This is a genomic window from Catenuloplanes indicus (assembly GCF_030813715.1).
Classification (GTDB): domain Bacteria; phylum Actinomycetota; class Actinomycetes; order Mycobacteriales; family Micromonosporaceae; genus Catenuloplanes; species Catenuloplanes indicus.
Genome location: NZ_JAUSUZ010000001.1, coordinates 4,349,032 through 4,365,983, shown reverse-complemented (window position 1 = coordinate 4,365,983; position 16,952 = coordinate 4,349,032). Strand labels below are relative to the sequence as shown.

The following is a 16,952-nucleotide window of genomic DNA, read 5'->3' as shown; positions in this document are numbered from 1 at the left end:
ACACCTGTGGACGTGCGGGAGACCCAGAAGATCAAAATCCTCCGAGGGTACGTCTTCGAGCCCGCTCCGAGTGCGGTCCGACCTGGCCCGGAGGTCCGCCCGGTTGCATGGGCTCTTCCGACCTAGGAGGAAGCTGTGAGTTCTCACGTCCACCGGCGGCTCGCGGCCGTCGCGCTGGCCGGGTCCGCGGTGCTGCTGCTGGCCGCGGGCTGTGACGGTTCCGGTTCGTCCGACACCGCGGGTGGCTCCGGCGGGGACGGCCAGAACGCGCTCGCCGCCTACGCGGCCTGCCTCAAGGAGCAGGGCATCGAGGTGACGATCCCGACCGCCAACCCGGAGCGCGGCACCCGCCCGTCCGGCGGAGCGTTCCCGCAGGGTTCCGGTCGGCCGGGCCCGTCCGGCCAGCCCGGTTCCTCCGGCCGGCCCGGCCCGCAGGGCTCGGGGCGGCCGACCGCGTTCCCGTCCGGCGGCCCCGGTGACGGTGGGCAGCGGGGCGGCGGTGGCTTCGCGAACATGCTCAAGCCGGACGGCGTCGACGAGGCGGCCTGGGCGACCGCGACCGAGGCATGCGCGGACTCGCTGCCGCAGATGGGCAACGGCGGCCAGGGCGGCCCCGGCGGCGATCAGGCTCCGGGTGGCACCGGGGATGACGGCGGTGCCGCGGCCGCGTACGACAACTGCCTCACCGAGAACGGCGTGACCGACACCGCCGCGCTGAACACCGCGGACGCCACCACCGCGGCCGCGATCGAGGCCTGCGCGCCGCTCCGGCCCGCGTCCGCCACCTCAGGTTCCACGGGCGGCCGGTGACCCGGCCGCCCGTCCGGGGGAACGACGCACTTCCGGTCTGTTGTCAGAGGTGGCAGGCTTGGAGACTCGGTCCGATGACGAACCCGGCAACGTTCCCGACCGGACGGGGTGGGCCCGGAGTGAGCGGAACCAGACAGCTGTCCGCGATAGTGGCACGCGACGACAGCCGCGGTGCCGTTCTCATCGCGTTCGAGGGCGAGCTGACGCTGCGCAGCGCCGCCCGCGCCCGATCCGTGATCACCAAGGCGCTGGCCGAGTGCCCGGTCGTGGTGATCGTCTCGCTGGACCGGGTGCGGATCGCGCACGACGGCGCGCTCGCGGTCTTCGTCGCCCCGCGCTGGCGGGCCGGTCACTCACCCGAGGCGCCGCTGCTGCTGGTGGCCCGGCCCGCGGTGGCCGCGCGGCTGCGCGTGCTGAACCGCGGCGTACGCGTGCATCCCACGCTGGACAAGGCGCTGGCCGCCGCCGGTGACCTGCGCGCGTCCAGCCGCTGGGAGCATCTGCGGCTGGACGCCGGCCCGCTGGCGGCCTCGTTCGCGCGCTCGATCGTCGGTGACGCGTGCACCGGCTGGGACGTGCACGAGCTGCTCTACTCGGCTCGTGCGGTCATCTCCGAGCTGGTCAACAACGCGGTCGAGCACGGCGGCACACCGATAGACGTGACCGTGACGCTGCGCCGGCCGTACCTCTATCTGGTGGTGGCGGACGGCAACCCGGCACCGCCCCGGCTCCGCCCGGTCAGCGCCGGTGACCCGCGCGCACCGCTCGCCGAACGCGGCCGTGGCCTGCGCGTCGTCGAGGCCGAGGCGCACCGCTGGGGCTGCGCCGCACTGCCGCAGGGAAAGGCGGTCTGGGCCGCGCTTCGCCTCGCCGGATAGGCCACCGCGTGGGAAGGTGACACGATGGGCGAGACGCGGGACGGGGTGGACCTGACCAACCTCGACGCACCACTCTTCGACGGTGCCGGGGCGACCAAGCGCGACCTGATCGACTACTTCGACGCGGTCTCCGGCCATTTCCTGCCGCAGCTCGCCGGCCGCCCGCTCTCCGTCATCCGGGTGCTCCGCGGCCAGGACGCGTTCATGCAGAAGAACGTCCCGAAGTACACGCCGTCCTGGGTGCGCACCACCGAGGTGTGGGCCGAGGCGTCGCACCGCGCGATCCGCTACGCACTCTGCGACGACCGCCGCACGCTGCTCTGGTTCGGCAACCAGCGCGCCGTCGAGTACCACCCCGCGCTGGCCCGCGCGGACGCGCCGGACCGGCAGACCCACCTGATCATCGACCTGGACCCGCCCGAGGAGGACGGCTCGTTCGGCCTGGCCGTCCGCGCCGCCGCGCTGGTCCGCGAGGCGCTGACCGCCTCCGGGCTGACCGGCGCCGTGAAGACCAGCGGCGCCAAGGGCCTGCACGTCTTCGTACCGATCCGGGACGCGGACACCGAAGAGGTCGCCGCCGCCACCCGCGCGCTCGCCGCCCGCGCGGAACGCGTCGACCCGGCGCTGGCCACCACCGCGTTCATCCGCGAGGACCGCCACGGCAAGGTCTTCCTGGACGCCACCCGGGCCGGCGGCGCCACCGTCGCCGCCGCCTACAGCCCGCGCTTGCGCCCCGGTGTCCCGGTCTCGTTCCCGGTCGCCTGGGACGACCTCAGCGACATCACCCCGGCCGACTTCACCATCCACACCGCCCCGGCGCTGCTCACCACCACCGACCCGTGGACCGGCGCGCTCCCCGGCCCGCAGCCGATCCCACAAGACCTGATCGACGAGGGCCGTACCATCCCGGTCGCCCGGGTAGCCGCCATGCACGAGGGCAAACGCCGCGCCGCCGCCCGCCGGAAAGCCGAGTCGTAGAACCGCCGGCGATCGGGTCACCGTCTCGCCGGGGGCGCGGCCGTCAGGGGCGGGCGGCCCGGTTGCGGTCGATGATGCCGTTCAGGGAATCCAGCGTGTGAGTGAGCTCCGCGATGTGCGCGATCAGCTTGTCCCGCTCCTTGACGAGACGGGCGAACGCGGCGTCGGACGTGGCCACGCTCGGCGAGTTCCAGCAGGGCAGCATGCTGACGATGGTGGCGCTGGACAGGCCGGCCGCATACAGCTGCCGCAGGTGGGCGACCCGTTCCACGCTGTCCTCGCCGTAGTGCCGGTGGCCACCCGCGCTGCGCCGGCTCTCCAGCAGGCCCTGTTCCTCGTAGTAGCGGAGCGACCGGACGCTCACTCCGGTCCGGTCCGCCAGCTCCCCGATCCGCACGCCGAGCCTCCGTGTCGATGGTCACAGACAGTTGAAACTCACATGGATGTGAGGATTTAGCGTACGCCCATGACCTACACCGACCTGTCGGCGCTCCACGTCGACGTGCAGCACGGCGTCGCTACCGTGACCATCGACAACCCCCCGCTCAATCTGCTTGACGCGACCCTCATCGCGGACCTGCACCGGTTCGTCGCCCGGGTCCGGGAGGACCGGACGGTCCGGGTGATCGTCTTCGAGAGCGCCGACCCCGACTTCTTCATCGCCCACGGTGACATGCGCTTCCTCACCGAACCGGAAGAGCACGCGTTCCCCGCCGACCTTCCGCCCGGCACCAACATCGTTCAGGCGGTGAACGAGGCGGTCCGGTCGCTGCCGCAGGTGACCATCGGCAAGCTGGCCGGTCACGCCCGCGGCGGCGGCAACGAGCTGCTGATGGCGCTGGACATGCGGTTCGCCGCGATCGGGCGGTCCGGCCAGGCGCAGCCGGAGACGCTGCAGGGCATCTACCCCGGCGGTGGCGGTACGCAGTACATGACCGCGCTGATCGGCCGCGCCCGCGCTCTGGAACTGATCCTCGGCGGCGAGCTGGCCGGCGCGGAACTGGCCGAGCGCTACGGCCTGATCAACCGCGCGCTGCCCGCGGACGAGCTGGACGGCTTCGTCACCGATCTGGCCCGGCGAATCGCGGCGCTCGGGCCGGTCATCATCGACGTGGTCAAGACCGCGGTGAACGCGGCCGACACCAACGTCTACGACGTGGCTACCGAGGGCGCGCTGGCCGCCCGGTTCTCCTTCCCGGACGTGGCCGCCTTCGCGCACCGGCAACTCGAGGCGGGCGTGCAGACCCGCGAGGGTGAGTTGCGCTTGGAGGAGGTGCTGCGCGCCCTCCAATCATCCTGACCTCAGGCGTCGACGGTCTCCACCGCCGGCGCGGTGCGGCTGGTGGGGAGGCCGCGGAGGCCGGCGATGACCAGGTCGAGGCCCAGCTCGATGTAGTTCTCCTTGACGACGCAGCCGGTGAGCGGGTCGGCGGCGGCGGTGACGCGGGGGTAGCGGCGGGGGGAGAGGGTGGCGAGCGCGGCGCGCTTGGCGCGGATGCGGTCCTCGCGCTGCTCCTCGTCCTGGATAGCGGGGGCGCCCGGGTGGTACGGGATCAGGTTGATCACAGTGCAGACCACCTGGGTGCCGGCCGTGGCGGCCCGGTCGGTGTCGAAGCCGGCCTGGGCCAGCAGGTCCAGCGCGCGTTCGGCCAGCGCGAGACCGCCGGGGGAGACCAGCAGGCGCGGCATGATCAGCGGCGCGATCACCGGGTGTGCGGAGAGCGACTCCAGCAGTGCGGCGAAGACCGCGCGCAACTGTACGTGCCACGGCTCGCCGGACGGCTCCGGCACGGCCACGGTGAGCAGCACGTGGTCGGCGAGCGCGTTGATCAGCTCGTCCTTGTCGCGGAAGTGCCGGTAGAGCGCCATCGGGGTGACCCCGTGCTCCTGCGCCAGCCGCCGGATCGTGATGGCGGACAGGCCTTCGGCGTCGGCGATGGCGAGCGCGCTGACCACGATCTTTTCCGGGTCGAGGCGTTCGCGGGCGGAGGTGGCGGGTGCGGTCACGTTGACAAGTGTACGCCGTAGACCTAGCGTCTACGGCGTACGTGTACGACGTATACGTATGCCGTAGACAAAGAGAGGCTTTCCGGAATGAGACGGAGTCCCTGGGCCACGCTCGTCGTGCTGTCCCTGGCACAGTTCATCGTCGTCCTGGACGTGACGATCGTGAATGTGGCGCTGCCGAACATCCAGTCCGACCTGGACTTCACACCGGACGGCCTGCAGTGGGTGATCAGCGCGTACACCCTGCTCTTCGGTGGTTTCCTGCTGCTCGGTGGGCGCGCGGCCGACCTGCTCGGCCCGCGCCGGCTGTTCATCGGCGGCCTGCTGCTCTTCGGCGTGACCTCGCTGGGCGCGGGCCTGGCGCCGAACTCGGAGAGCCTGATCGCGGCGCGCGCGGTGCAGGGGCTCGGCGGCGCGCTGCTCTCCCCGGCCGCGCTCGCGCTGCTCACCGTCACGTTCCCGCCCGGCCGGGACCGCAACATCGCGATGGGCGTCTGGGGCGGTCTGGCCGGCCTCGGCGGCACGCTCGGCGTGGTCGCGGGTGGCCTGCTGGTCGACGCGCTGGACTGGCGCTGGGTCTTCCTGGTCAACGTGCCGCTGGTGGTGGCGCTGGTCGCGATCACGCCGTTCTTCGTCCGGGACGTGCGGCACGCCGCGCCCGGCCGGCGCACGTTCGACCTGGCCGGTGCGGTGCTGAGCACGGCCGGGCTGCTCGCGGTGGTCTACGGCGTGGTGCGCGCGGAGCACAGCGGCTGGGGCTCGGCCGAGGTGCTCGGCTTCCTGATCGGCGGCGTGGCGCTGCTCGCCGCGTTCGTACTGGTCGAGCGGCGGTCGGCGGACCCGCTCGTACCCATGCGGCTGTTCCGGTCCCGGTCGCTGGCCACGTCCGGCGTGGCGCTCGGCCTGAACGGGGCCGCGTTCCTGTCCATGTTCTTCCTGACCGCGATCTACCTGCAGCAGGTGCGCGGCGACTCCGCGCTCGAGGCCGGGCTGCACTTCCTGCCGATGGGCGGCGCGGCGATCCTCGCGGCCGTGGTGGCCAGCCAGCTGGTCACCCGCGTCGGCACCCGCCCGGTCCAGCTCGGCGGCGCCGTGCTCAGCGTGGCCGGCCTGCTGATGCTGACGCTGGTCGGCACGGACGACGCGTACACCACCGGCCTGCTCCCCGGCCTGCTGCTGTTCGGCGCCGGGATCATCGCGGTCAGCGTGCCGGCCCAGATCGCCGCGGTCTCCGAGGTGGCGAACCACGAGGCCGGTGCCGCGTCCGGCCTGGTCTCCGCGGTTTACCAGATCGGCGGCGCGCTCGGGCTCGCGGTCGTGACCACGCTGTCGCTGACGTTCGTCACCGATCAGCTCGCCGCGGGCGCCGGGCCGCAGCAGGCGTTGGTCGACGGTTTCCACCGGGGCATCCTGGTCGCGGCCGCGTTCGCGGTGGTGAACATCGCGGTCTCGTTGTCCACCCCGCAGGTCACCCCGGACGCGGAGCAGCTCGCCGAGGCCGCGGCGACGGCCTGATCGGCACCGTCACGACGTGAGTGGCGCGAACGAGATGTGAGTGGGATCGGCGCGGGCGGCCGGGAGCGCGTCGGCCGCCTGCCCGATCAGCTCCTCCGGTGTGATCTGTACCGGCTGGCGGTCGTCCAGCATGGACACGCCGACGGCCGGGTGCAGCAGCATGGTCTGGCCGCCCGCGGCGAGCGGCTGCCGGGCCGCGGTGACCAGCCGCTTCGCCAGCCGCTCCACGTTCGCCACGTCGCCGACGCTCTCCGCGATCACCACGAACTCGTCCTGGCCGGTCCGGGCGATCACGTCACCGCGGCGCAGCGACGCGGCGAGCCGGCCGGCCAGCACCTTGACCAGTTGCCCGGCCACGTCCGTCGGCAGGCCCTTGAGCAGCGTGTTGAGGTCGCCGAGCTGGATCACCAGCGCGGCCGCGAGCCCGGCGCCGCCGGCCCACGAGATCAGCACACGATCCAGGTGGTCGCGGAGGAACCGCGCATTCGGCAGCCCGGTGACCGCGTCGTGCAGCGCGGTCCGCTCGCGCGGCCCGCGGTCGCCGAGGTCGTGGTCGATCGCGATGACGCCGATGAGCCGTCCCTGCCGGTCGGCGAGGCCGGTGAGCGTGCGGGTGACCGCGACCGTCTCACCGTCCGCGCGCCGCTGGGTCAGGTCGAGCGTCACGGACCCGGCGCCGGTCAGCCCGTCCAGCAGGTCCGTGTACGCGCGGTCGGCCGGGTTGCGCTGCCCGGTCTCCGGGTCGATGACGTGCGTGTCCAGCAGCGTGAACGCGTCGCAGCCGAGCGCCTCGATCGCGCTGTAGCCGTAGACCCGCTCGGCCGCCGCGTTCCAGCCGATCACCTTGCCCTCGTTGTCCCAGGCCACCACCACGTCGGAGAGCTGGTCCAGCGCGGTGGCCTGGCGGCGCAGTTCCTCGACCGCGGCGGCGGAGCCGGTCAGCAGCGACGCGGTGTTCACGGTCGAGGCCGCGGTCTCCGCGATCGCCTGCAGAAAGGCAAATTCGTCGTCGGTGTACGAGGGGCGGTCGGCGTCCCGGGTGGCGATCAGCACGCCGCACGGCCAGGCGCCGTCGCCGAGCGGCAGCACGGCGACGCTGCTCACGCCGCAGACCGCGAGCCAGGGCGCGAGCTGCGGGTCGAACTCCGCGATGTGCCGGCCCATCTCCTCCTGGTTCAGCACGGCTGCCGCGCCGGAATCCAGCACCGCGTCCACCACCGCGTCGCCACGCCCGCGCAGCACGCTGGCCGCGCCCTCGCGCAGCAGCATCGCGGAGATCGCGTCGCGGTGGCCGGCGCCCACCCGGACCAGCGAGGAGTTGTCCGGCGAGTAGAGCCAGAGCGTGGCGCCGTCCCCCACGTGGGTGGCGACCGTGCGCGCGACCAGGTCACCGAACCGGCGCTCGTCGATCACGGCGTCGTTGACCGCGCGGGCGATCGCGACGATCGCGCGCAGGCGTCTCGTCTCGGCCGAGGGCGTCGTGGGCAGACCCAAGGGGCCCTCCTCCGGGTGGTAGAGAGTCGCTCCTCGTCCCATCGGCCGTGGGTGACGACACCTGAGCGTTACGCGGAACAGTCGCCGTTTGACCGTTGTTGTGGAAGCGTTGACGTGACACCCGGTTGGAGGAGGCGGCTGTGGATCTTCTGGCTGAGTACCGGCGGGCGACGATGTACTTCGAGACGGGCGACCCCCTGGGGGCGGCCCGGCTGCTGGAGCCGATCGTGGAGGCCGAGCCGCACAATGCCTCGGTGCGGCAGCTCCTGGCCCGGGCCTATTTTATGTCCGCCCAGCTCAAGGGCGCCGAGAAGCAGTTGCGGGCGCTGATCGAGCTCGACCCGACCGACCACTACGCGCACCACGTCCTGGGGCGCACGCTGGAGCGCGGCGGCCGGCTGACCGAGGCGCTGCCGTACCTGCGGCTGGCGCTGGCCATGCACCAGCAGCCGGAGTACGAGGACGCGCTGCGCCGCGTCGAGGGCCTGGTCAACATTCACGAGCGGGCCGACCGGCGCGCGGCTGGCTGACCGGTGCCGCGGGCGGGGTGTCCCGGGTGGGGCGCCTCGCCGCGGACCGGGTGCGCTGGGTCAGCAGCACACAGCCGAAGACCAGCGCGGCCGCGGCCATCGTCAGGCCGCTGACCTGCTCGCCGAGCAGCAGCGCGGACCAGCCGAGGGTGAGCACCGGCTGGATCAGCTGCACCTGCCCGACCCGCGCGACGCCGCCCGCGGCCAGGCCGGCGTACCAGGCGAAGAAGCCGAGGAACATCGACACCACGGTGACGTAGCCGAGGCCGAACCAGGCGGTGCCGGACGGCGCGGCGACCGGGTGCAGCGCCAGCGAGACGCCGGCGACCGGGATCGTGACCGGCAGCGACAGCACCAGCGCCCAGCAGATCGTGCGCGCGCCGCCGAGCTCGCGGGCCAGCGCACCGCCCTCGGCGTAGCCGAGCGCGGCCAGCAGCACCGCGCCGATCAGCAGCAGGTCGGCCGGGTGCAACCCGCCGCCGACGCCGCCACCGGCGAGCAGGAACCCGAGTACCGCGACCAGCCCGGCCAGGCTCGCGCCCCAGAACGCGGGCGGCGGACGCTCGCCGCCGCGCAGCACCGCGAAGACCGCGGTCATCGCCGGGAGCAGCGCGATCACCACGGCACCGTGCGCGGACGTGGACGTGAGCAGCGCGAGCGTGGTGCAGACCGGGAAGCCGAAGACCACGCCGAGCGCGACCAGCGCGAGCCGCGGCCAGTGCCCGCGCGCCGGCCGGGGCGCGCGCACCGCGAGCAGGTAGACGACCGCGAGCAGGCCCGCACCGGCGGCCCGGCCCACGCCGACCAGCCACGGGTCGAAGCCGTCGAGCGCGAGCGCGGTGGCCGGCAGCGAGAAGCTGAAACCGGCCACGCCGAGCAGTCCGAGCCCGACACCCGTTATCGGGTTGTGGGCGATACCGTTACTCTCGTCCTTCATGAAGGACGATAACGCAGCGGCGCGCGTTATCCAAGATCTCCGGGATCGGGTGGCCGCCGCACCGCCCGGCACCCGGCTGCCCTCGGTGCGTGAGCTGATCGCCCGGCACCGCGTCTCCCCGCTCACCGTGCAGGCCGCGATCCGGCGCCTGATCTCGGAAGGGCTGGTCGAGTCGCGGCCCGGCAGCGGGACGTTCGTGCTGCCGCAGCCGGTCGGTGCCGACGTCGACGATCTCGGCTGGCAGGCCGTCGCGCTCGGCGAACGTCCCGGTGGCGAGGAGTCGATGCAGGCACTGTTATCGCTTCCGCGACCGGGAGCGATACCGCTCTCCGGCGGCTATCTGGACGGCGAGCTGGCCCCGACGGCCGCGCTCGGCGCCGCGCTGGCCCGCGCGGCCCGGCGGCCCGCCTCCTGGGAGCACGGACCGGTCGAGGGGCGGGCTGACCTGCGCGCCTGGTTCGCCCGCCAGACCGGGTCCGCGCTGCGCGCCGAGGACATGAGCATCTGCCCGGGCGGCCAGTCCGCGCTGGCCACCGCGTTCCGCGCGCTCACGGTGCCGGGCGACACCGTGCTGGTCGACGCGCCCACCTACCTCGGTGCGATCGCGGCCGCCCGCGCGGCCGGGCTGCGCGTGGTGCCGGTCCCGTCGGACGCGCGGGGCGTGCGCCCGGAGTTGCTGGCGGCCGCGTTCGACCGGACCGGCGCCCGGCTCTACTACTGCCAGCCGCTGTACGCGAACCCGCATGGCGCCACGCTGGCGCCGCGGCGGCGCGCGGACGTGCTGTCCGCGGTGCGCCGGGCCGGTGCTTTCTTGATCGAGGACGACTATGCCCGCGACCTGGCCATCGACGGCGACCCGCCGCCCCCGCTGGCCGCGGCGGACACCGCCGGGCACGTGGTCTACCTGCGCTCACTGACCAAGGCGGCCGCGGCCGGGCTGCGGGTGGCCGCGATCGGCGCGCGCGGTGCGGCCGGTGCCCGGCTGCGTGCGGTGCGCGTGCTGGACGACTTCTTCGTGGCCGGCCCGCTGCAGGAGGCCGCGCTGGACTTCGTCACGTCGCCGGCCTGGGCCCGGCACCGGCGCACGTTGCGGCTGCACCTGCGGCAGCGGCGGGACGCGCTGGTCGCGGCGCTGCACCGGGAGCTGCCGGCCGAGGCGCGCACGCTGTCCGTACCGGCGGGTGGTCTGCATCTGTGGTGGCGACTGCCGGACGGCGTGGACGACACCGCGCTGGCGGCCGAGGCACTGGCCCGGGACGTGGTGGTCTCGCCCGGCCGCCCCTGGTTCGCGGCCGAGCCGGAGGGGCCACATCTGCGGCTCACGTTCGCGTTGGCGGCCCCGGCACAGCTGGCCGAGGGCGTGGCGCGACTCGCGGCCGCACTGCGCGCCGTAACATCGATCCATTGACATGTGCGAAACAAATTGTCACGATGCCTGACATGTGGGAGCGCTCCCAATATCAGAAGGAGTGACATCGCGTGAATAGACCGCTACGCACGATCGCAGCGGCGCTCGTCGCCACCGTCGCGATCACCACCGGCCCCGCGCCCGCGCAGGCCGACCCCGGCCCGGAGCAGATCGTCAATGGCACCTTCGACAACGGGCTCACCGCGCCCTGGTGGACCACCCCGAACCTGACACCGGCGGTGGTGGACGGGCGATTCTGCGTGGACGTGCCCGGCGGCACCGTCAACCCGTGGGACGTGATCATCGGGCAGGATGACATTCCGCTGGCCGCGGGCGAGACGTACGCGTTCTCGTTCTTCGGCATCGCCACGCCGGCCACGCCGGTTCGCGCGCTGGTTCAGCTGCCGGTGGACCCGTGGACGCAGTACCTCGCGCAGGTGCCGGTGGTGAACGTCTCCGGTGACGTCTACTCGTACACGTTCACCGCGCCGGTCGACCTGCCGAACGCGCAGGTCGCGTTCCAGATCGGCGGCAGCGCGAACCCGTGGCGGCTGTGCCTGGACGACGTGTCGCTGACCGGCGGCGCCGAGGAGGAGCCGTACGAGCCGGAGACCGGCCCGCGCGTCAAGGTCAACCAGGTCGGCTACCTGCCGTCCGGCCCGAAGAACGCCACGCTGGTCACGGACGCGACCGAGCCGGTGGAGTGGTCGCTCCGCGCGGCCGACGGCACCGAGGAGGCGAGTGGGCGGACCGTGCCACGCGGCGCGGACGCCAGCTCCGGGCTGACCACGCACAGCATCGACTTCAGCGCCGCGCGGGCCACCGGCCGTGGATTCACGCTGGTCGCGGACGGTGAGACGAGCCATCCGTTCGACATCGCCGCCGACCTCTACGGCACGCTGGCCACGGACGCGCTGAAGTTCTACTACACGCAGCGCAGCGGCATCGAGATCTCCGACGAGCTGCGCCCCGGCTATGGCCGCCCGGCCGGCCACGTGCAGGTCGCGCCGAATCAGGGTGACATCGAGGTGCCGTGCCAGCCCGGCGTGTGCGACTACACGCTGGACGTCTCCGGCGGCTGGTACGACGCCGGCGACCACGGAAAGTACGTGGTGAACGGCGGCATCTCGGTGTATCAGCTGATGAGCGAGTTCGAGCGTGCCCCCGCGTTGCACCGCGACGGTGCGCTGGCGATCCCGGAGAGCGGCAACGGCGTGCCGGACCTGCTCGACGAGGCCCGCTGGGAGCAGGAGTTCCTGCTCAGCATGCAGGTCCCGGCCGGTGAGGAGCGGGCCGGCATGGCGCACCACAAGATCCACGACGCGGCCTGGACCGGTCTGCCGCTGCTGCCGCACCTCGACCCGCAGCCGCGCGAGCTGCACGCGCCGTCCACCGCGGCCACGCTGAACCTGGCCGCCACGGCGGCGCAGGCGGCCCGCGTGTTCGCCGGATACGACGCGGACTTCGCGGCTCGCAACCTCGCCGCCGCGCGCACGGCCTGGGCGGCCGCGCTGGCGAACCCGGCGATCTACGCCCCGGCGTCGGACGGCATCGGCGGCGGCGCGTACAACGACGACAACGTCACGGACGAGTTCTACTGGGCCGCGGCCGAGCTCTACATCACCACCGGCGAGCGGGCGTTCCAGGATTACCTGACCGCGTCGCCGCTGCACACCGCGGACATCTGGGACGAGCGCGGCTTCAGCTGGGGCAGCGTCGCGCAGCTCGGCCGGCTCGACCTGGCCACGGTGCCGAACGCGCTGCCGGACCGGGACCGGGTCCGGGCGTCCGTGCTGGCCGGTGCGGAGAAGTACCTGGCGATCCAGGCCGGCTCCGCGTTCGGGCTGACCTACGACCCGGCGAACCACCGCTTCGACTGGGGCTCGAACAGCAGCGTCCTGAACAACGCGATCGTGCTGGCCGTCGCGTACGACCTGAGCGGCGACGCGCGGTTCCGGGACGGCGCGCTGCAGGGCTTCGACTACGTGCTCGGCCGCAACGCGCTCGGCCAGTCCTACGTGACCGGGTACGGCGAGCAGGACTCGAAGAACCAGCACAGCCGCTGGTATGCCCGGCAGCTCAACCCGGATCTGCCGAATCCGCCGCCCGGCACGCTGGCCGGCGGGCCGAACTCGGACATCCAGGACCCGGTCGCGCAGCGGCTGCTCACCGGGTGCGCCGCACAGTTCTGCTACGTCGACGACATCGAGAGCTGGGCCACGAACGAGCTGACCATCAACTGGAACGCGCCGCTGGCCTGGATGGCGGCGTTCGCGGGCTCGACCCAGAGCTGCGACGTCACGTACCGCAACCACGGCAGCTGGCCGGGCGGCTTCACCGCGCAGGTCAGCGTGCGGAACACCGGCAGTACCGCGATCGACGGCTGGCGGCTCGGCTGGGAACTCCCGGCCGGCGCGAGCATCGCCCGCGGGTGGAGCGCCCAGATCACCCAGAAGGGGACCGGCGTCACCGCCGCGGCGTACCCGTGGAACGCGGTCATCAAGCCCGGCGCCACCGTGACCTTCGGGTTCACCGGTGACGGCGCGGCACCGGCGCCCGGCCTCTTCCGGCTGAACGGCACCGTCTGCGGGTGAAGGACGCGTTCCGGGGGCGGTATGCCGACCGCTCCCGGGACGCCCCGCTGGGGGCCGCTACGGCGAGTGCCCTAGCGTGGACACATGTCGCGCATCCCCGACCTCGCGGCCGCGCTCGAGCGATTCCTCGAACGGGTCGAGCCGTACGACACCGCGCCCGGCGACGGGCCGGTTGCCACGGTGCAGGTGGCGGGGCTGCGGGCCGACCTGACCGGGTACACCGCGCGGGCACTCGCCGCCGCGCTGGACGCCTACACCGACCCCGGCGACCGCGGGCAATGCCCCTCCTGCGGCTCACGCCGACTGGACACGTCACTGACCTGCTACGACTGCGGGACGGTGGGCGGCATCTTCGGTGCGACACTCGCGGCCCGCGCCGAACACATCCGGTCCTGGGGAGCGTCGCCTCCCTCATGAAACGGATAGACGTGTTGTGCGTCCGCTCCGTTTGGGCCACGATCAGCGATGCTTCTCCCGCCCATCACCCGGAACGAGTAGCGGTGACCCATAACAGTGAGGTCGGGGCATGAGCATCCCGCCCGCGACGCGGGGGCTGCCCCGCGACGGCGCCCTGCCCACGGTGGCCGGGCGCCTTCATGTGCTCCTCATCGAGGACGACGAGGGTGACGCGTTCCTGGTCAGCGAGCTGCTGGCCGAGGCGAACGCGTCGGTGGAGCTGCAGGTGGCGCGCAGCCTCACCGAGGCGCAGAGCCGGATCGCCGGTGTCGACTGCATCCTGCTCGATCTGGGTCTGCCCGACGCGCAGGGCCTGGACGGTCTCCGCCGCGTGCTGACCATGGCCGGCCGGTCCGCGGTCTGCGTGCTCACCGGCCGGCAGGACGAGCACCTCGGCGTGGACGCGGTCGCCGAGGGCGCCCAGGACTACCTGGTCAAGGGCCAGGTCGACGGCGTGCTGCTGACCCGGGCGCTGCGCTACGCGGTCGAGCGCAAGCGCGCCGACGAGAACGCGCTGCGTCTGCGCGAGGCGGAGCTGCGCCAGGCCGAGTCCGCCCGCCTGGAGCGTGGCCTGCTGCCCCAGCCGCTGCTGCGCGACACCAAGCAGGCGGCCGTGCACATGTTCTACCGGCCGGGCCGCAGCCGGGGCCTGATCGGCGGCGACTTCTACGACGTGGTGCAGACCGCGGAGGGGCACCTGCAGCTGATCGTCGGCGACGTCTGCGGGCACGGCGTGGACGAGGCCGCGCTCGGCGTCGAGCTGCGGGTCGCGTGGCGCGCTCTGGTGGTGGCCGGTGTGCCGGACGACGAGATCCTGCCCGCGCTGGAGCAGGTGCTGATCAGCGAGCGCCGGCTGCCGGAGATCTTCACCACGGTCGCCGCGATCAAGCTGGACCTGGACGCGAACCGGGCCACGGTCCGCCTCGCCGGGCACCCGCAGCCGCTGCTGCTCGCCGGTGGCGAGGTGAAGCCGATCCCGGCGCCGAACGGGTTGCTGCTCGGCGTCAGCCCGCGCCCGGTCCGGTCGTTCGACATCGAGTTCCCGTCCGAGGACTGGTCGATCCTGATGTACACGGACGGCCTGATCGAGGGCCACGTCGGCCAGGGCACCGAGCGGCTGGACGTCTCCGGCCTCTGCCGGCTGCTCGCCGAGCCGCCGGCCACCGACATACCGCTCGCCGAACTGCCGCCGTGGCTGGTCGGGCGCGCGGAGGAGCTGAACGGCGGCGCGCTCGCCGATGACGTCGCCATGCTGTTGATCTCGCGGGGGAGGGGTCGCTGATGGCGGCCGGTAAGGGCTGGACGCTGCGGACGCGGGCGATCGCGCTGACGGTCGTGGTGGCGGTGATCCTCGGCGCGCTCGCCGTGGTCGCGGCGATCACCGCGGCGGAGAACCGCGAAGGGCTGCGGGTCATCCTGGAGAAGACCGGGCCGATGCGGGTCGCCGGTCAGAGCCTGCAGAGCGCGTTGCTGGACCAGGAGACCGCGATCCGCGGGTACGTGCTCACCGCGGACGAGGAGGACCTCGCGCCGTACCGGAGCGGTCTCGCCGCTGAGCAGCAGCTCATCGCGGAGATGTCCGACCTGCTCGGCGACAGCTCCCACGACCGGGCCGTGGCCGATCAGCTCGAAGCGGTGACCTCCGGTTCCCGGGAGTGGCGAGCCGTGATCGCGGAGCCGGTGATCAAGGCGGTGCAGGACGGTGACAGCCGTCGTGCCCAGGAGATCATCGACCAGGGCAGCCGGCAACGGTTCGACGTGCTGCGGGCGGACGTCGCCACGCTGCAGGGCGACATCCTCGCGCTGCGCAACCTCTTCGCCGACCAGACAGAGGCCACCGCCAACCTGCTGATCTTCCTGTTGATCCTCGCGGCCGTGGTGATCATCGTGGCCGGTGCCGCGCTGCTCCTGCTGCTGGAGCGATTCGTCATCAAGCCGGTCACCGACCTCGCGGCCGAGGCCCGCCTGGTCGCGGCCGGCGACTACCAGCACCGGATCTCCGCCTCCGGCGTGCCGGAGCTGGCCGCGCTCGCCGACGACATCGACGGTATGCGCCGCAAGATCGCCGAAGACCTGGCCGAGGTGATCGCGGCGCGCGTTGCGATCGAGGCCACCAACAAGCGGCTGGAGGAGCAGCACGAGGAGCTCACCCGGTCCAACCGCGACCTGGAGCAGTTCGCCTACGTCGCCTCGCACGACCTTCAGGAGCCGCTGCGCAAGGTGGCCAGCTTCTGCCAGCTGCTCCAGCGGCGGTACGGCGGCAAGCTGGACGAACGCGCCGACCAGTACATCTACTTCGCGGTCGACGGCGCCCAGCGCATGCAGCGCCTGATCAACGACCTGCTGGCGTTCTCCCGGATCGGCCGGATCACATCCGGCTTCACCGAGGTCGACCTGAACAAGGTGATGGACGAGGTCAGCGGCCAGCTCGACGCGGCCCGCGAGTACGCGGACGGCGAGATCGTCTTCCATGACCTGCCCACCATCCGGGGCGAGGAGCCGCTGCTCACCAACCTGCTGGCCAACCTGGTCAACAACGCGCTGAAGTTCCGCAAGCCGGAGGTGCCGCCGCGCGTCGAGATCAAGTCCCGCCAGGTCGGCGACCAGTGGGAGATCAGTTGCGAGGACAACGGCATCGGCATCGAGGCCGAGTTCGCGGACAAGGTCTTCGTGATCTTCCAGCGGCTGCATGCCAAGGACGCCTACCCCGGTACCGGGATCGGACTGGCCATCGCCAAGAAGATCGTCGAGTACCATGGTGGCCGGATTTGGATCGATTCGGACTACAGCGGGGGCACGGCCATCAGGTTCACGCTCCCGGTGATCGCCTCCGAGGCGGCCGAACTGCCCTCCGATCAGGGCACCCCGCAGCTTCAGGAGGAGACCGCATGACCGCGCCGGCCGATGGCAAGAGCCCGATCGAGGTGCTCCTCGTCGAGGACGATCCCGGCGACGTGCTCATGACACAGGAGGCGTTCGACGAGCACAAGCTGCGCAATCGGCTCACGGTCGTGTCCGACGGTGCGGAGGCGCTGGCCTACCTCCGCCAGGAGGGCAAGTACGAGGGCGTGGTGCTGCCCGACCTGATCCTGCTCGACCTCAACCTGCCCCGGCGGGACGGCCGCGAGGTGCTGGAGGAGATCAAGCGGGACGAGAAGCTGCGCCGCATCCCGGTCGTCATCCTCACCACCTCCCAGGCCGACGAGGACATCCTCCGCAGCTACCAGCTCCACGCGAACGCGTACGTGACGAAGCCGGTCGACTTCGACCGCTTCATCGCGGTGGTCCGTCAGATCGACGAGTTCTTCGTCAGCGTCGTGAAGCTGCCGCCGCGGCCTTGAGTGA

The 16,952-nt window shown here is 72.5% G+C and carries 16 protein-coding genes; 12 read left to right on the top strand and 4 right to left on the bottom strand.

Going from position 1 to position 16,952, the window contains the following annotated elements; genetic code table 11:
- Positions 1–135 precede the first annotated feature (135 nt).
- From J2S42_RS19615 to J2S42_RS19605, 3 genes are all read left to right on the top strand, one after another.
- Complete coding sequence (locus J2S42_RS19615; protein ID WP_307241210.1) at positions 136–810, top strand: hypothetical protein; 675 nt, start codon at positions 136–138, stop codon at positions 808–810.
- A gap of 119 nt (positions 811–929) precedes the next feature.
- Entirely contained in the window at positions 930–1,688 is a 759-nt protein-coding gene (locus J2S42_RS19610; RefSeq protein ID WP_307241208.1) for an ATP-binding protein, read from the top strand.
- Between the two features lie 24 nt (positions 1,689–1,712).
- Positions 1,713–2,666, top strand: a complete 954-nt coding sequence (locus tag J2S42_RS19605; protein ID WP_307241206.1) for a DNA polymerase domain-containing protein — start codon at positions 1,713–1,715, stop codon at positions 2,664–2,666.
- 43 nt (positions 2,667–2,709) lie between these two features.
- Here J2S42_RS19605 and J2S42_RS19600 read toward each other — a convergent pair whose 3' ends face one another.
- Positions 2,710–3,063, bottom strand: a complete 354-nt coding sequence (locus J2S42_RS19600) for a MerR family transcriptional regulator (protein ID WP_307241204.1) — start codon at positions 3,061–3,063, stop codon at positions 2,710–2,712.
- A 69-nt stretch (positions 3,064–3,132) separates the two neighbouring features.
- On the opposite strand from J2S42_RS19600, the gene J2S42_RS19595 reads away from it, so the two are divergent.
- Positions 3,133–3,966, top strand: coding sequence for an enoyl-CoA hydratase/isomerase family protein (locus J2S42_RS19595; protein WP_307241202.1), 834 nt, complete (start codon positions 3,133–3,135; stop codon positions 3,964–3,966).
- A 2-nt stretch (positions 3,967–3,968) separates the two neighbouring features.
- Here J2S42_RS19595 and J2S42_RS19590 read toward each other — a convergent pair whose 3' ends face one another.
- The gene (locus J2S42_RS19590; RefSeq protein ID WP_307241200.1) at positions 3,969–4,673 is read right to left on the bottom strand and encodes a TetR/AcrR family transcriptional regulator; all 705 of its coding nucleotides are present in this window, start codon (positions 4,671–4,673) and stop codon (positions 3,969–3,971) included.
- An 87-nt stretch (positions 4,674–4,760) separates the two neighbouring features.
- Here J2S42_RS19590 and J2S42_RS19585 point away from each other — a divergent pair, with 87 nt between their 5' ends.
- On the top strand, positions 4,761–6,188 hold the full coding sequence (locus tag J2S42_RS19585) for a DHA2 family efflux MFS transporter permease subunit (RefSeq protein WP_307241198.1): 1,428 nt from the start codon (positions 4,761–4,763) through the stop codon (positions 6,186–6,188).
- Positions 6,189–6,197: 9 nt separating this feature from the next.
- Here J2S42_RS19585 and J2S42_RS19580 read toward each other — a convergent pair whose 3' ends face one another.
- Positions 6,198–7,682 (bottom strand): diguanylate cyclase domain-containing protein, encoded by a 1,485-nt coding sequence (locus tag J2S42_RS19580; protein ID WP_307241197.1) that lies wholly within the window; start codon positions 7,680–7,682, stop codon positions 6,198–6,200.
- 140 nt (positions 7,683–7,822) lie between these two features.
- Between J2S42_RS19580 and J2S42_RS19575 the strand changes: the two genes are divergently transcribed.
- On the top strand, positions 7,823–8,212 hold the full coding sequence (locus J2S42_RS19575) for a tetratricopeptide repeat protein (RefSeq protein ID WP_307241195.1): 390 nt from the start codon (positions 7,823–7,825) through the stop codon (positions 8,210–8,212).
- Here the strand turns inward: J2S42_RS19575 and J2S42_RS19570 are convergent.
- On the bottom strand, positions 8,172–9,149 hold the full coding sequence (locus J2S42_RS19570) for a DMT family transporter (protein ID WP_307241193.1): 978 nt from the start codon (positions 9,147–9,149) through the stop codon (positions 8,172–8,174). The genes J2S42_RS19575 and J2S42_RS19570 overlap by 41 nt on opposite strands.
- Between J2S42_RS19570 and J2S42_RS19565 the strand changes: the two genes are divergently transcribed.
- The 6 genes from J2S42_RS19565 (at position 9,148) to J2S42_RS19540 (ending at position 16,948) form a co-directional block, all read left to right on the top strand.
- On the top strand, positions 9,148–10,557 hold the full coding sequence (locus tag J2S42_RS19565) for an aminotransferase-like domain-containing protein (protein ID WP_307241191.1): 1,410 nt from the start codon (positions 9,148–9,150) through the stop codon (positions 10,555–10,557). The genes J2S42_RS19570 and J2S42_RS19565 overlap by 2 nt on opposite strands.
- Before the next feature lie 71 nt (positions 10,558–10,628).
- Complete coding sequence (locus tag J2S42_RS19560; protein ID WP_307241189.1) at positions 10,629–13,151, top strand: glycoside hydrolase family 9 protein; 2,523 nt, start codon at positions 10,629–10,631, stop codon at positions 13,149–13,151.
- Positions 13,152–13,235: 84 nt separating this feature from the next.
- Positions 13,236–13,568 (top strand): hypothetical protein, encoded by a 333-nt coding sequence (locus tag J2S42_RS19555; protein WP_307241187.1) that lies wholly within the window; start codon positions 13,236–13,238, stop codon positions 13,566–13,568.
- Between the two features lie 109 nt (positions 13,569–13,677).
- Entirely contained in the window at positions 13,678–14,889 is a 1,212-nt protein-coding gene (locus J2S42_RS19550; RefSeq protein ID WP_307241184.1) for a PP2C family protein-serine/threonine phosphatase, read from the top strand.
- The gene (locus J2S42_RS19545) at positions 14,889–16,499 is read left to right on the top strand and encodes a sensor histidine kinase (RefSeq protein ID WP_307241181.1); all 1,611 of its coding nucleotides are present in this window, start codon (positions 14,889–14,891) and stop codon (positions 16,497–16,499) included. Before J2S42_RS19550 ends, J2S42_RS19545 begins: the two co-directional genes overlap by 1 nt.
- Positions 16,496–16,948: a response regulator gene (locus J2S42_RS19540; protein WP_307241179.1), complete on the top strand. Its 453-nt coding sequence runs from the start codon at positions 16,496–16,498 to the stop codon at positions 16,946–16,948. Before J2S42_RS19545 ends, J2S42_RS19540 begins: the two co-directional genes overlap by 4 nt.
- The last annotated feature ends 4 nt before the right edge of the window (positions 16,949–16,952 follow it).

Excerpts from the sequence above, each read along its gene's own strand:
- J2S42_RS19565 (WP_307241191.1), top strand. The coding sequence starts at position 9,148 with ATGAAGGACGATAACGCAGCGGCGCGCGTTATCCAAGATCTCCGGGAT.
- J2S42_RS19595 (WP_307241202.1), top strand. The coding sequence starts at position 3,133 with ATGACCTACACCGACCTGTCGGCGCTCCACGTCGACGTGCAGCACGGC.
- J2S42_RS19550 (WP_307241184.1), top strand. The coding sequence starts at position 13,678 with ATGAGCATCCCGCCCGCGACGCGGGGGCTGCCCCGCGACGGCGCCCTG.
- J2S42_RS19555 (WP_307241187.1), top strand. The coding sequence starts at position 13,236 with ATGTCGCGCATCCCCGACCTCGCGGCCGCGCTCGAGCGATTCCTCGAA.
- J2S42_RS19540 (WP_307241179.1), top strand. The coding sequence starts at position 16,496 with ATGACCGCGCCGGCCGATGGCAAGAGCCCGATCGAGGTGCTCCTCGTC.
- J2S42_RS19545 (WP_307241181.1), top strand. The coding sequence starts at position 14,889 with ATGGCGGCCGGTAAGGGCTGGACGCTGCGGACGCGGGCGATCGCGCTG.
- J2S42_RS19570 (WP_307241193.1), bottom strand. The coding sequence starts at position 9,149 with ATGAAGGACGAGAGTAACGGTATCGCCCACAACCCGATAACGGGTGTC.
- J2S42_RS19605 (WP_307241206.1), top strand. The coding sequence starts at position 1,713 with ATGGGCGAGACGCGGGACGGGGTGGACCTGACCAACCTCGACGCACCA.
- J2S42_RS19585 (WP_307241198.1), top strand. The coding sequence starts at position 4,761 with ATGAGACGGAGTCCCTGGGCCACGCTCGTCGTGCTGTCCCTGGCACAG.